Source organism: Mycobacterium sp. (assembly GCF_044342925.1).
Taxonomy (GTDB): Bacteria; Actinomycetota; Actinomycetes; order Mycobacteriales; family Mycobacteriaceae; genus Mycobacterium.
Window position 1 is genome coordinate 1 of sequence record NZ_JBIIOV010000092.1, and the last position, 13257, is coordinate 13257.

The 13257-nt window shown below is 68.3% G+C and carries 12 protein-coding genes; 6 read left to right on the forward strand and 6 right to left on the reverse strand.

All coding sequences use genetic code 11. The features are described from left to right. The coding region (locus ADBZ6I_RS10890; protein ID WP_526383659.1) for a PAS domain-containing protein at nt 1–276 on the reverse strand (276 nt) is incomplete at its 3' end. Between the two features lie 264 nt (nt 277–540). Here ADBZ6I_RS10890 and ADBZ6I_RS10895 point away from each other — a divergent pair. After that, on the forward strand, nt 541–1011 hold the full coding sequence (locus tag ADBZ6I_RS10895; protein WP_526383661.1) for a hypothetical protein: 471 nt from the start codon (nt 541–543) through the stop codon (nt 1009–1011). Here ADBZ6I_RS10895 and ADBZ6I_RS10900 read toward each other — a convergent pair. The 5 genes from ADBZ6I_RS10900 to ADBZ6I_RS10920 form a co-directional block, all read right to left on the reverse strand. Beyond that, the gene (locus tag ADBZ6I_RS10900) at nt 1008–1637 is read right to left on the reverse strand and encodes a GyrI-like domain-containing protein (protein WP_526383663.1); all 630 of its coding nucleotides are present in this window, start codon (nt 1635–1637) and stop codon (nt 1008–1010) included. The genes ADBZ6I_RS10895 and ADBZ6I_RS10900 overlap by 4 nt on opposite strands. Before the next feature lie 46 nt (nt 1638–1683). Continuing rightward, on the reverse strand, nt 1684–2817 hold the full coding sequence (locus ADBZ6I_RS10905) for an acyl-CoA dehydrogenase family protein (protein ID WP_526383665.1): 1134 nt from the start codon (nt 2815–2817) through the stop codon (nt 1684–1686). A 4-nt stretch (nt 2818–2821) separates the two neighbouring features. Then, nucleotides 2822–4054: an acyl-CoA dehydrogenase family protein gene (locus tag ADBZ6I_RS10910; RefSeq protein WP_526383667.1), complete on the reverse strand. Its 1233-nt coding sequence runs from the start codon at nt 4052–4054 to the stop codon at nt 2822–2824. Nucleotides 4055–4295: 241 nt separating this feature from the next. After that, complete coding sequence (locus ADBZ6I_RS10915; RefSeq protein ID WP_526383669.1) at nt 4296–4496, reverse strand: YbdD/YjiX family protein; 201 nt, start codon at nt 4494–4496, stop codon at nt 4296–4298. After that, nucleotides 4433–6733, reverse strand: a complete 2301-nt coding sequence (locus ADBZ6I_RS10920) for a carbon starvation CstA family protein (protein ID WP_526383671.1) — start codon at nt 6731–6733, stop codon at nt 4433–4435. The genes ADBZ6I_RS10915 and ADBZ6I_RS10920 overlap by 64 nt, the downstream gene beginning before the upstream one ends. A gap of 134 nt (nt 6734–6867) precedes the next feature. Between ADBZ6I_RS10920 and ADBZ6I_RS10925 the strand changes: the two genes are divergently transcribed. From ADBZ6I_RS10925 to ADBZ6I_RS10945, 5 genes are all read left to right on the forward strand, one after another. Further along, nucleotides 6868–8145: an ATP-binding protein gene (locus ADBZ6I_RS10925; protein WP_526383673.1), complete on the forward strand. Its 1278-nt coding sequence runs from the start codon at nt 6868–6870 to the stop codon at nt 8143–8145. A 45-nt stretch (nt 8146–8190) separates the two neighbouring features. Next, entirely contained in the window at nt 8191–8472 is a 282-nt protein-coding gene (locus ADBZ6I_RS10930) for a winged helix-turn-helix domain-containing protein (protein ID WP_526383675.1), read from the forward strand. 60 nt (nt 8473–8532) lie between these two features. Next, nucleotides 8533–10701: an acyl-CoA dehydrogenase family protein gene (locus ADBZ6I_RS10935; RefSeq protein ID WP_526383677.1), complete on the forward strand. Its 2169-nt coding sequence runs from the start codon at nt 8533–8535 to the stop codon at nt 10699–10701. A gap of 94 nt (nt 10702–10795) precedes the next feature. Continuing rightward, on the forward strand, nt 10796–11449 hold the full coding sequence (locus ADBZ6I_RS10940) for an SIMPL domain-containing protein (protein ID WP_526383679.1): 654 nt from the start codon (nt 10796–10798) through the stop codon (nt 11447–11449). Between the two features lie 79 nt (nt 11450–11528). Further along, a partial coding sequence (locus tag ADBZ6I_RS10945; RefSeq protein ID WP_526383681.1) for an MASE1 domain-containing protein occupies nt 11529–13257 on the forward strand: 1729 nt, incomplete at its 3' end.

A 13257-nucleotide genomic window follows, 5' to 3' on the forward strand; every position in this document is an offset into this window, starting at 1 on the left:
GTCGCCGGCTGTGTCGACGATCCGGTGCCGGGTGCTGAAGGCCTGGTGGCGCTGCCGGATCTCGTCCAATGTGGCCGCGACGTGCGCACGGTCGTCGGGATGCTTGTGGGAGAGCACCAGATCGGTGGTCGGGGTGACGCTGCCCGGCGGGTATCCGTGCAGCGCCTGCACCTCCGGCGACCACTCCCAGCGGTCGTCGTCGAAGTAGAACCGGAACCAGCCGACGGCCCGGTGGGCGTCGGCGTCGACGTCCTGCTGGCCCTCGGAAAGCCGCATGTCGTACCCCCGATCCCTGTCGTGTTGGTCCCGATTTCTGTCGTGTTGGACGAAGTCCACCGTATCGCCGTCGTCTCGCGTCCACCTGTTGGTGCGGCTAACCAGCTGTGATTGGGGTGGCAGGTGTAACGAATCGCGGGCATAGTCGGACAAGACGTGTGTATGCCTTGTTCGCGAAGTGGAGGTGTGACGGTGGCGCGAAGCGGAGGTGTGACGGTGGCGCGATGCGGAGGTGCGGCGGTGGTCGGTAGTCGAGGGGTCCGCATGGCTGTCGGCGCGTTCGGTGTCGGCCTGGCGGCGCTGACCGCACCGGTGGCCGGCGCTGATCCCGCTCCGCCCGGCGAACCGGTCGTGCTGCCCGCTCCGGAAGCCCCAGCCGCCCCGGCAGCCCCAGCCGCTGCTCCGCTCACCCCGCCCGACGTGGTGTCGCACCTGCCCAGTCCGGAGAACCTCCCACCGGGCACGACCCTGGCCGCCCCGGAAAATCCCAAGCTGGGCTACCTGCGCGAGATCTGGCAGGCCGTCCGCGGCAAGGACGTGTCGGCCAGCGACGCGCTGCTACTGATCGCCCAGCGTCCGGGTGACCCCGGCAAGATCGCCGACAGCGTGCCCTCCAACCAAGGCCCGACGGCCCCGCCCGCGGTGGCACCCGATCAGGCTCCCCCCGCCCCGCCTGCTGAAACGCCCGCGCCGCCGGTGCCGGTACCACCCGTGCCGGCCGCGCCTGCTTCCTAAGCGGCGCCCAGGCTGACGACGACCTCGTTGCGGCGCCGGAACGGCAAGGTCCACGGCGGATCGTAGAACCACGCCATCGGCTCGCCGGCTGTCTGGACGTCGTTGTCCCGCAGGGTCTTCAGCAGTTCATCGGTGCGCGCGGCAATGACGTCCGGGCTGTAAGTGCCGGTGAAGCGAAGCACGGCCATCCGCTCGCCGGGAACCGTCACCAGGCTGACCCGCTCGTCGTTCGGAGTGGGCAGGGTGTCCATCGCGTGCTCCGAGGGCATGAAGAAGCGGATCGTCCACTGCCCGGTCGCGCTCTGCTGTGCGGCCACCGGCGCCGTCATGGCGATCTTCTGGCCCGACTGCTGGGCCACCGGTGCGGTCATCGCGATCTTGGTCTTGCCCTGGTTGCCGCCGAAGATGTAGCGGGCCAGCCGCCGGAAGCCCTCGTTGCGGGCGGCTTCCTCGTTGGCGTCGATGGTGGTTTCGGCCGCGATCCGGGGTCCGTAGCGGCGGATCTCGACGTCCCCGACCCGGCGTTCCACCGTGAACGACGGCTCCTCGGTACCGGTCCGGATTCCGACGATGGAGCCCGCGCCCTCGGCCACCTGGCCGAGGGCGTCGGCGATCTTGTTCAGCATGACGCCAATGTACCGGCGGGCGGGCGGTTCACGCCGGGGCCGCTTGCTAACCCCGGGTCAGCTCCGCATACCGCGTCCGGTGGTGATCAGTGGAACCGAATTCGTACTGCACTGCGGTGAGCCGCTTGAAGTAGTGACCGATGGCCAACTCCTCGGTCATGCCCATGCCGCCGTGCAATTGGACGGCGTTCTGGCCGACGAAGCGCGCCGCCCGCCCCACGGTGGCCTTGGCCGCCGAGACCGCCCGAGCCCGCGTATGCGGCTCGGCATCGAGATTCAGTACCGCCAGATAGACCGCCGAGACCGCCTGCTCCAGTTCCATATACATGTCCACCATCCGGTGCTGCAGCACTTGAAAGCTGCCGATCGGCGCGCCGAACTGCTGGCGTTGCTTGCAGTAGTCGACGGTGTCGGCCAGCACCTTGCGCATGGCGCCGACCGCCTCGGCGCACACCGCCGCGGCGCCCTCATCGCGCGCGCAAGCCAGTGACGCCCACGCGTCGTGATCCACCAGCGCATGGGCGGGCAGTCGGACCTCGTCGAAAACCAGGTCGGCGGCGCGGCGGTCATCGATGGTGCGGTAGCTGTGCACCGTCATGCCGGAAGGCGGATCAGAAACGTCGAACTCGATGAGGAAAAGTGAAATACCCTTTTGCTCAGCGGAACTGCCGATGATGCGCGCGGCAATCAGTAGATGGGTGGCGATCGGCGCCGACATCACCACGCTCTTGGAACCGTTCAGTACCCACCCATCGCTCTCGCGAGCGGCGTTGGTGGACAATGATTCCCAGTGGTCCGAGCCTTCCCCGACCGCGACGGCGACGACGGCCGAACCGTCGCCGATACGCTCCAGTACCGACGCCGCCTCCCCGCCCGCACGCTGGAGCAGCCCGCCGGCCACCACGACTGAATCGATGAACGGCTCGATCACGCACGCGCGGCCCAGTTCCTCGGCGATCACCATCGCCTCGACCGGGCCGCCGCCGATGCCGCCCGCCGACTCCGGCAGGGTGGCCCCGAGAATGCCCAGTTCTTCGGCGAATCCACGCCAGATGTCGGGTTGCCAGCCTGCGCCGGTCTTGGCGGCGGCGCGGCTGCCCTCCAAGTCATAGCGCGCGGCGAGAAACCTGCTCAGGCCGTCGCGCAGCATCTCTTGTTCGGCCGAAAGGGTGAAGTGCATGGTGTTAAAGCCCCAGGGTCGCTTTGGCCAGGATGTTGCGCTGAATCTCGTTGCTGCCGGCGTAGATTGAGCCAGCTCGGTCGTTGAAATAGCGCAGCGTCGCCACCGCCTGCCAGGGCTCGCCGCTGACGTAGCCGTCCGCCGGCGGCTGATAATCGGCGATCGGGCCGCCCGGCCGGGTGGCGTGCGGCTGGTAGACCCGCCCGTGCGGACCGGCGCTCTCCATGGCCAATTCGGTGATCGCCTGGCTCAGTTCGGTGGATAGGATCTTCAGCATCGACGATGCCGCCCCGGGGTTGCGGCCCTCGGTCACCGCGGCCAGCACCCGGTACTCCAGGATCTCCAGCACCTCGGTGCGGATACGCACGTCGGCCAGTTTGGCCGCGAACGCCGGATCGTCGAGCAGCACCCCGCCGACCGGCCCGGGCCGGCGGCGCGCCTCCTGGGCGATCGACTCGGCCATCACCTGCAGTCCGGGCGCCATCGCGCCACCGCCGCGTTCGAACTCCAGCAGGTACTTGGCCACCGTCCAGCCGTCGTCGATCGTGCCGATGACTCCTGACTTGGGCACCCGCACCCCGTCGAAGAAGATCTGGGTCTGAATCTCTTCGCCGGAGGTCATCACCAGCGGCCGGATCTCGATGCCGGGTGAGGTCATGTCGATGAGCACGAACGTGATGCCCTGCTGCTTGCGGGCGGCCCGGGTGGTGCGCACCAGGGCGAAGATCCAGTTGGCCTCCATGGCGTGCGTGGTCCAGATCTTGCTGCCGGTACACACCAGATCATCACCGTCGTCGACCGCGGCCATTGACAGCGACGCCAGATCTGAGCCGGCCTCGGGCTCGGAGTAGCCCTGGCAGAAGAACACCTCGCCGGTGAGGATGCGCGGCAGGAAATAGTCCTTTTGCTCGGGCGTGCCGAAGGCCACGATCGCGTGCGCGACCATGCGGATGCCCATGGGGGACAGCTCCGGCGCTCCGGCCAGGGTGGACTCCCGGCTGAAGATGTAGTGCTGGGTCAGCGTCCAGTCGCAGCCGCCGTACTCCAGCGGCCAAGCCGGGGCGGCCCAGCCACGTTCGTGCAGGATCGCCTGCCAGGCCATGCTGGCCTGGTGGTCGGCGTACACGCTGGTCATCAGTCGTCCGGCCTGGCGCAGGTCGTCGGTGAGCTTCTCGTCGAGAAACGCCCGAACCTCGTCGCGGAACTCCATGTCCTTCGCTGACCAGGCCAGGTCCATCGGGTCCCCTATCTGCGCACGGCTGTTGTCAAAAACCGTAGCAGTCGTCGAATGCTGTTCCGGCATTGGAAGGTTTGCCCGCCGGAGAGACCGGGTACAGGGTGCGTCGGACGCCTCTGGCATGCCACCGCGCCTCCTACGAACGTGCCCCGGAGAGGCCCGGTCCCTGAACAAGGGGCCGGGTCTTTCGTTCGCCGGCCGGACCCAGTACCGCTACGGCGCCGGTAAACAGGCCCTGATTTCAGCAGCAGCGCGCGCCCGGCGTTCGATCGGCCTGGCGGTGGCGCTCCCGCCAGTACTGGGCTTCGCTGAGGACCGGTTCGCCGGGGTGTGTGCGCCCGCGGTGCGCCAGGTAGCGCCGGTAGTGGTTGTCGCCCATCAATGAGCTGACGTACCAGCGGATCTGGCCGGCGAGGCGGCCGACACGGAGATCGCGTCCCATTGTTTCTGCACCTCCTTCTCCGCAGGTGTGGCCAGCAGTCCGGAAGGTCCGAAGATTCGCGATGGAACAGGCTTCTCGGCGGCCAGCGGGCGGCCGCGTCCGCGGATGGAGCGGATCGACATCACCACCGCTGCGCTGACGACGATCAGGACCACGGTGGCGAAGATGATCGACAGCGTGCCCTGAATGAAGGTGTTGCGGATGACGTTGGACAACTGGTCGGGGTTCTTGGCCGCCCCGAAGGAGGTCCTGCCCGCCTCCTGGGCGCCGCGGAACTGGAAATGCTGGGTCCAGTAGCCGAGTTTGGGGTCACCGGAAAAGATCTTCTGCCACGACGCCGTGAGGGTCACGATGAGATCCCACAGCAGCGGAATTCCAGGAATCCAAGCCCATTTCAGCAGTCCCATCTTGATCACCACCACGGTGACCACCGTCAGCGCGATGGCAGCCAAGAGTTGGTTGGCGATACCGAACAGCGGGAAGAGCGTGTTGATGCCGCCCAGCGGATCGGTGACGCCCATCAGCAGGATCGATCCCCAGGCAGCGACGACGATGATGCTGCACACCCACGCCCCGACCTTCCAGCTCGGATCGTGCAGCCGCCGCAACGGCCCGCCGAGGTTGCTCAACCCGTCGGACAGCATGAACCGGGCCACCCGGGTGCCGGCGTCGATGGTGGTCAGGATGAACAGCGCTTCGAACATGATCGCGAAGTGATACCAGAACGCCTTGAGGCCGCTGCCGCCGAACACCGACAGCACCTGGGCCATACCGAACGCGAGGGTGGGGGCGCCGCCGGTGCGCGAGACGATGGACTGCTCCCCGACACTGGCGGCGGCCTCGTCGATTTCGGCAGGGGTGATCGGCGGCCCGGACAGCCCGAGCGTGTTGACGTAGGAGGCCGCGGTCTCGGCGGTGCCGCCGGTGGCCGCGGCGGGGGCGTTCATCACAAAGTACAAGTGCTGGTTGAGGATTGAGGCGGTGATCAACGCCATGATCGCCACGAACGACTCGGTCATCATGCCGCCGTAGCCGATCAGCCGCATCTGGCTTTCCTTCTCCAGCAGCTTCGGTGTGGTGCCCGAGGCGATCAGCGAGTGGAAACCGGACAGCGCGCCGCAGGCGATGGTGATGAACAAGAACGGGAACAGCGACCCGGCGAACACCGGGCCCGCACCGGACGTGGCGAACTGCGAAACGGCGGGCGCCTCCATGACTGGGCGGACGAGCAGAATCCCGACGGCCAGCAGGGCGATGGTGCCGACTTTCATGAACGTCGACAGGTAGTCGCGCGGGGCCAGCAGCAGCCACACCGGCAGCACCGAGGCGGCCAGGCCGTAGATGATCAGGCACCACGACAGCGTGACCTTGGACAGGGTGAACCACTGCTGGCCCCACTCGGTGTGGCCGACCCAGCCGCCGGCCACCACCGCCAGTAGCAGCAAACCCACCCCGATCAGCGAGACCTCCGACACCCGGCCGGGCCGCAGATACCGCAGGTAGAGGCCCATGAAAATGGCGATCGGAATCGTCATGGCGATGGAGAACACGCCCCAGGGGCTTTCGGAGAGAGCGTTGACCACCACCAGTCCCAGCACCGCCAGCAGGATCACCATGATCACCAACACGCCGACGATCGCCGCGGTGCCGCCCACCGCACCGAGTTCGTCGCGGGCCATCTGGCCCAGTGAGCGCCCGCGGCGGCGGGTGGAGATGGCCAGCACCAGGTAGTCCTGCACGCAGCCGGCCAGCACCGCGCCGATGATGATCCAGATGGTGCCGGGCAGATACCCCATCTGAGTGGCCAAGACCGGACCCACCAGCGGACCCGCTCCGGCGATCGCGGCGAAGTGGTGCCCGAAGAGCACCCGCCGGTCGGTCGGCAGGTAGTCGGTGGCGTTCTCGTAGATCTCCGCCGGGGTGGCGTGATCGTCGCGCGGGCGGACGATCTTCATCTCGATCAGACGCGCGTAGAACCGGAACCCGATGACGTAGGTGCAGATCGCCGCGATGACGAACCACACGGCGTTGACGGTCTCGCCGCGCACGAAGGCGATGACGGCCCACGCCACGGCGCCCAGCACGGCGATAGTGGCGAACACCACCTTGTGCCTGGCGGTGATCGGGGTGCGATCGATAACGGCCACCGGCGGCAGATCCTTGTCGGTCCGCACGAATGTGACGTCGCCCCGAGTTTCCTCAATGCGATCCGGCGGCGCGGCGGTTGGTGATCCCATGAAGCTCCCCTCGAAAGCAGCGCTGGTCGGAATCCTCGCATCCCCGGCGCGTTCCCTGCCGATATCCACCGGTTGGGGGATGCGCCAGCAGCGCAGCCGAGCATGCTCTACCGGTACCCGAGAAGGAGGTAGCCATGCCGGCTTGGCGGTTGCGCGACTATCACGACCAGGACCTCGACCAGGCGATCGCGGTGTGGGACCAGAGCCGCGGCGGCGAGTCGGTGGAACCGGTGTTCAGCGTCGCCGAGGTGATGGCCGCCGCCCGCGCCGGCCAGCCCGCGGTGGTCGCCGAGGTGGGCGACGAGGTGATCGGGATGGCGGTGGCCCAGACCCAGGGGGAGCGGGCGTGGATTCTGCTGCTGGCCCTGGCCGCGCGCTGGCGGGGCCGGGGCGTGGGGTCGGCGCTGCTGGCGGATCTGGAGCGGCGGCTGCGCTCGGCGGGGGTGCGCCGGATCTGCGCGGCGCTGCCGGCGGGTGCCACCGGCGCGGCGGCGCTGGAGAATTCGGGTTACGCCCGCCGCGAGGGGCTGGTGTACTTCGAGCTGATCGAGCACCTGGGCCCTGATCAGGCCAACCTGCTGGAGGAGCTCGGGGGCCAGCTGCTGCCGCCCGGCCTGTGGGGTGACATGGCCGGTATGGAGCGCGAGAAGCAGATCATCGAACGGCGGATCGTCGACCCGCTGGCGCACCCCGACGTGGCTGACCGGTACGGCGTCAGCCCGCCCAAGGCCGTCATCCTCTTCGGTCCGCCGGGAACCGGGAAAACCAGCTTCGCCAAGGCGATTTCGTCCCGGTTGGGCTGGCCGTTCGTCGAGTTGTTCCCGTCGCGCCTGGCGGCCACCGGTACCGGGGGACTGGCGGCGTCGCTGCGGGAGGCCTTTGCCGATCTGGCCGAACTGGACGAACTGGTGCTGTTCATCGACGAGGTGGAGGAGATCGCCACCGCGCGATCGGGCGCCTCGACCGCTGAGCTCGGCGTCACCAATGAACTGCTCAAACTGATTCCGGCCTTCCGTCAGCACGACAGCCGGCTGCTGGTCTGCGCCACCAACACGGTGCACTCCTTGGACTCGGCGTTCCTGCGGCCTGGACGCTTCGACTACGTGATTCCGGTCGGGCCGCCGGACCAGCCCGCCCGCCGCGCGGTCTGGCAGCGCTACCTGGGCGCGGCCAACGGAGGCATCGACGTGGACCGGCTCGCCACGGCCTCGGAGCTGTTCACCCCGGCTGACATCGAGTTCGCCGCCCGCAAGGGCTCACAGGCCGCCTTCGAACGCGAGATGCGCGACCAACGCGGGCAGCCGGCGGTCACCGAGGATTATCTGACGGCCATCGGGGAGGTCAGGCCGACCCTGACCGCGGCGATGCTTTCGGAATTCGAACGCGGTAAGGCTGAATTCGCTCGGCTTTAGTCGCGATTCCGCTTACGCGAATCGCGCCAGTGGTACAAATCAACCATGGCTGCCGAGGGACGTGGATGGACTTTCCTGACCAACCACGCCCACGTCCTGCTCTGCCTGTCGAGGGGTGAGTCGCTGACCGCCCGTGAACTGGGGCTGCGGATCGGCATCACCGAACGTGCTGTGCAGGTGATTCTGGCGGACCTGACCGACGGCGGTTACCTGAAGAAGACGAAAGAAGGCCGCCGCAACTTCTACACGGTCAATCCGAAAGGCCGGTTGCGCCATCCGCTGGAAGCGCACCACACCATCGGTCAGCTGATCTCCGCACTGCAATAGCCCGGCGCTCCGTCGGCGTGCAGCGAGCGGTAACGTCGCCGATTGTCGAAGGAGACACCGATGCCCATCGCCTTGACCGACGACCACCGCGAGCTCGGTGGGGTTGTACGTTCCTTCCTGACCGCCCAGAAAGCACGCTCGGCCGCCCGGGAACTGCTTGACGCCGACGAAGAGACCCGCCCGCCGTTCTGGCGGGAGTTGGCAGGGCTCGGCTGGCTCGGACTGCACGTCGACGAGGCCTACGGCGGGTCCGGCTACGGCCTGCCGGAACTGGTGGTGGTCATCGACGAACTGGGCCGCGCGGTGGCACCCGGGCCGTTCGTCCCGACGACGGTGGTCTCGGCGGTGCTGGCGGCCGTCGGCACCGACGAGCAGAAGGCCCGGCTGCTGCCCGGGCTGATCGACGGAACCCAGACCGGCGCAGTCGGTTTCGGTGGTGACGTCACGGTGTCCGGGACGACGGCGAGCGGTTCGGCCGGGGTAGTGCTCGGTGCCGGGCTGGCCGATCTGCTGCTCATCGCCGCCGGTGACGACATGCTTTTGGTGGAGCGTGGCGCCGACGGCGTAGCGGTGGTCGTTCCGAAAAATCTGGACCGCGCCCGGCGCTCCGGAACGGTGACGCTGACCGGTGCCCGAGCCGAGGTACTGCCGGGTGCGCGGGCCGCCGCGGTGGCCCGCGCCCGCACGCTGTTCGCCGCCGAAGCCGCCGGCGGAGCGTCGGATTGCGTGGACGCCGCCGTCGAATACGCAGGAGTGCGCGAGCAATTCGGCCGCACCATCGCCACCTTCCAGGCTGTCAAACACCACTGCGCCAACATGCTCGTGGGCTCGGAATCGGCGGTGGCTTGCGTGTGGGACGCCGCCCGCGCGGCCGAAGAGTCCGCTGCGGACGGGGAAGAGCAGTTTCATCTGGCCGCCGCGGCGGCGGCCGCATTGGCCTTTCCGGCCTACGTGCGCAACGCCGAACTGAACATTCAGGTGCACGGCGGTATCGGCTTCACCTGGGAGCACGATGCGCATCTGCACCTGCGCCGCGCACTGACCGTGCAGTCGCTGCTCGGCGGCGACGGCCCGGCCACCGATGTCTTCACCATGACCGCGGCCGGCCTCAAGCGGGCCAACAGCCTGGATCTGCCGCCGGAGGCCGAGCAGATGCGGGCCGAGATCCGCGCCGAGGCGCAACGCATCGCGGCCCTCGACGCCAAAGCCCAGCTCGACGAGCTGATCGCCACCGGTTACGTCATGCCGCACTGGCCCACGCCGTGGGGACGCGCCGCCGGAGCGGTGGAGCAGCTGCTGGTCGAAGAGGAGTTCGCCGCTGCCGGCGTCACGCGCCCCGACTACGGCATCACCGGCTGGGTCATCCTGACCTTGATCCAGCACGGAACGCGAGCGCAGATCGAGCGGTTCGTGGAGAAGGCGCTGCGCAAGGACGAGGTCTGGTGCCAGCTGTTCTCCGAGCCGTCGGCCGGCTCGGATGCCGCGGCGGTGAAGACGAAAGCCACCCGCGTCGAAGGCGGCTGGAAGATCAACGGTCAGAAGGTGTGGACGTCCGGCGCGCACTACTGCAAGCGTGGATTGGCCACCGTCCGAACCGATTTCGACGTGCCCAAGCACGCCGGCATCACCATGGTGATCCTCGATATGAACGCCCCGGGGGTGGAGGTTCGCCCGCTGCGCCAGATCACCGGCGGCTCGGAGTTCAACGAGGTCTTCCTCAACGACGTGTTCGTGCCCGACGAGGACGTCGTCGGTGAACCGAACTCCGGCTGGACGGTGGCCCGCGCCACGCTGGGCAATGAGCGGGTGAGCATCGGCGGGGGAGCAGGCGGTATCGCGCCGGCGTCGGCCTGGCTGGTCTACCTGGCCCAGACCCACGGTGACCGGATGGTCGGAGCGCAGCAGCGGGTGGGCCGGTTCCTGGCCGACGACCATGCGCTGCGGCTGCTCAACCTGCGCCGCGCCGCCCGCAGCATCGAAGGGGCCGGACCTGGCCCGGAGGGCAACATCACCAAACTGAAACTGGCCGAACACTTCGGCGAACAGGGCGCGATCGCCGCGGCACTGGTCGGTCCGGAGATCGCGCTGGACGAGGGTGAGGGTGCGCTGGCCGCGCTGGCCGCCATGGGCGCCCGCGGCATGGCGATCGCCGGCGGCACCTCAGAAGTCGCGCGCAATCAGATCGCCGAGCGCATCCTCGGTATGCCGCGGGACCCGCTGATCAAGTAGCCCCATCAACCGTTGAGTGAGGAACCCTGCAGAAGAAGTCCGAGTAGGTGTCTGCAGGGCTCCTCACTCGACGGGGGTAACTAGGGTGGCCCCTATGACCGACGTCGAGATCACCGTCCGCGGATCCCACTCGGTGTCGCTGCCGCCTGAGCAGGCGACGGTCTACGTCACCGTCACCGCCGACGGTCCGGCGCCGGAACCGGTGGTGCGGCTGGTGGCCGGCACGCTGGCGCAGGTCCGGGCGTCGCTGGAGGCGAGGCACGACCCGCACCGCGGTCCGGTGACGCGGTTCGCCATCGAACAGGTCCGAAAAGGGTCGCACCGGCCGTATAACAGCGACGGCGAACAACTGCCGCTGGTCCACACCGCCGCGGTCTCGGTCACCGCCACCTTCACCGACATCGACGAACTCGCGTCGTGGGTGGATTGGGCCGCTCCGGTCGACGGCGTCGGAATCGGATACGTCGACTGGGCGCTGACCGAGGCCAACAGACTGACAGTGGAACGGTCGACCCGGCAGGAGGCTGTCCGCGACGCCAAGCGCCGCGCCCAGGATTACGCCGACGCCCTGGACCTCGGCCCGGTGGCGGTCCGGAGCATCAGCGACCCGGGTGTGAACTCGCATCGCAAGGTGGTCATGGCCAGCGCGATGGCTGCGTCGGCCGACGAGGGCGCCGGGTTCACCCTCCGTCCCGACCAGGTGAAGGTCGAGGCTCAGGTCGAGGCGACCTTCGTCGTCGGCGGCTGACCTCGAACCGCAGTGCACTTTTTCATAAGTGTCAAAGACTCCGAATTGCGCTGAAGGGCCAGGCACGTAGCATCAGACGGTGAGTCTTATTAGGGACGCACCCAACAACTTTCAGGCTGCTGAGGTGACTCCCGAGGTCAGCCCGTCCCGCCACCATTCGGCTGTGCTTGCCGACGCCGGCCGCGTCCTGGCCGTGTTCGTCGCCTTCGCCGCGGGCTCGCTGCTGTCGTGGTACTCCTTTTCCGCGGGCGGCCCGTCGTTCTTCTACCCGGCAGCGGGGGTCACGGCTGCGGCGATGATGGTCAGCCGCCGCCCGCTATGGCCCTGGATCGCACTCGCTGTCGTCGCCGCCGAAGTGCTGGTCGACACGCTGTTCGGAAGTCCGTTGTGGGTAGCTGCTGCGTTCGCGTCGGCCAACGTGGTCGAACCGCTCATCGGGGCCAGTCTGGTGCTGGCGCTGTGCGGCGGCCGGCCGGATCTTCGTATCCGCCGGGATTTCGCCGCCTTCATCCTCGGAGCCTGTCTGATCGCGCCGGTATTCGGTGCTGTGATCGGTGCGACGACCAGTGCGCTTCACGACGGCGCGCCCTGGTTCAGCGCGGCGGTCACGTGGTGGACCGGCGACGCACTCGGAGTCCTGGTGATGGGCTCGCCGATTCTGTTGTGGGGCCTGCAGCGGAGGATTCTGCGCCGGCGCCCGTGGGAGACCGCGGGCGTGCTGGCGGTCACCGCCGCGTTATCCGTCGCGACGTTCTGGAGTCATTTCCCGCCGTCCATCCTGATTCTGCCGATGCTGGCGCTGGCAGCCTTCCGCCTCGACATGCTCGGCGCGGCGATCGCCGGCGCGTTGGCGGCCTTCTTGGCCAATCTCATGACCACCCGCGGCGAGGGAGTTTTCAGCCATACCGACATGACGCCGGCCGACCAGGTCGCCGTTACCCAGATCTATATCGCGGTGATCGTCGTGGTAGCCATGCTGATCGCCCAGGAAGCCTCGGCACGACTGCGGGCGGTGCAGGAACGGGAGGTCGAGCGGCGTGAGCGGTTGCGGTTGGAGACGCTCTCGCGGCTGGCCATCGAGTTGTCCGGCGCGCTCACCCCCGACGACATCGGTAAGGCACTGGAGAAGCAGGTTCTGAACGAGGCCGGGGCAAGCGCGTTCAGCCTCGGTCTGGTCAGTCAGGACGGCCAACGGCTGGACTGGGTCACCGTCTCGGGGTATCCGGAGGCAATGGTCGAGGAGGCCGGCGTCGGAGTCGATCTCGACGAGCACACGGTGGCCAACGACGTGTTGCGATCCGGCGCCCCCATTGCCATTCGTGACACCTCCGCCGCCCTGATGATCGCCGAAGGGCCGATCGTTGCGACGTTCCACACGACTGGTCGGTGGTGGCCGACGAGATTTGCCGCCGCATATCCAGACCGGATGCGCTGGTGGCTGGCCAGCGGTACCCAGTCGGTGCTGACCTGGCCGCTCGCCGGCGGAGGGAAGCCCTTCGGCGTTCTCCAGCTGGTGTGGTCGGAGGTCCAGCCGTTCAACCACGCCCAGCGGGCGTACGTGTCTGCCGTCGCCACGATGGTCAGCCAGGCCCTGGTGCGGGCCAAGGTCTACGCCGACGAACGCGCGCGCGCCGCGGTCCTGCACGCGGTGGCGCAACCGGTTGCCCGGGTGGAGGCTGTCGGGCTGGAGTACTGCGCCCTCTACCGGCCCGACGCCGAGGACGGGTTAGGCGGGGACTGGTTCAGCGTCATCGCGTTGCCCGGATGCCGCACCTACCGCGCCGGCGGCGATGTCAGCGGCCAGGGGC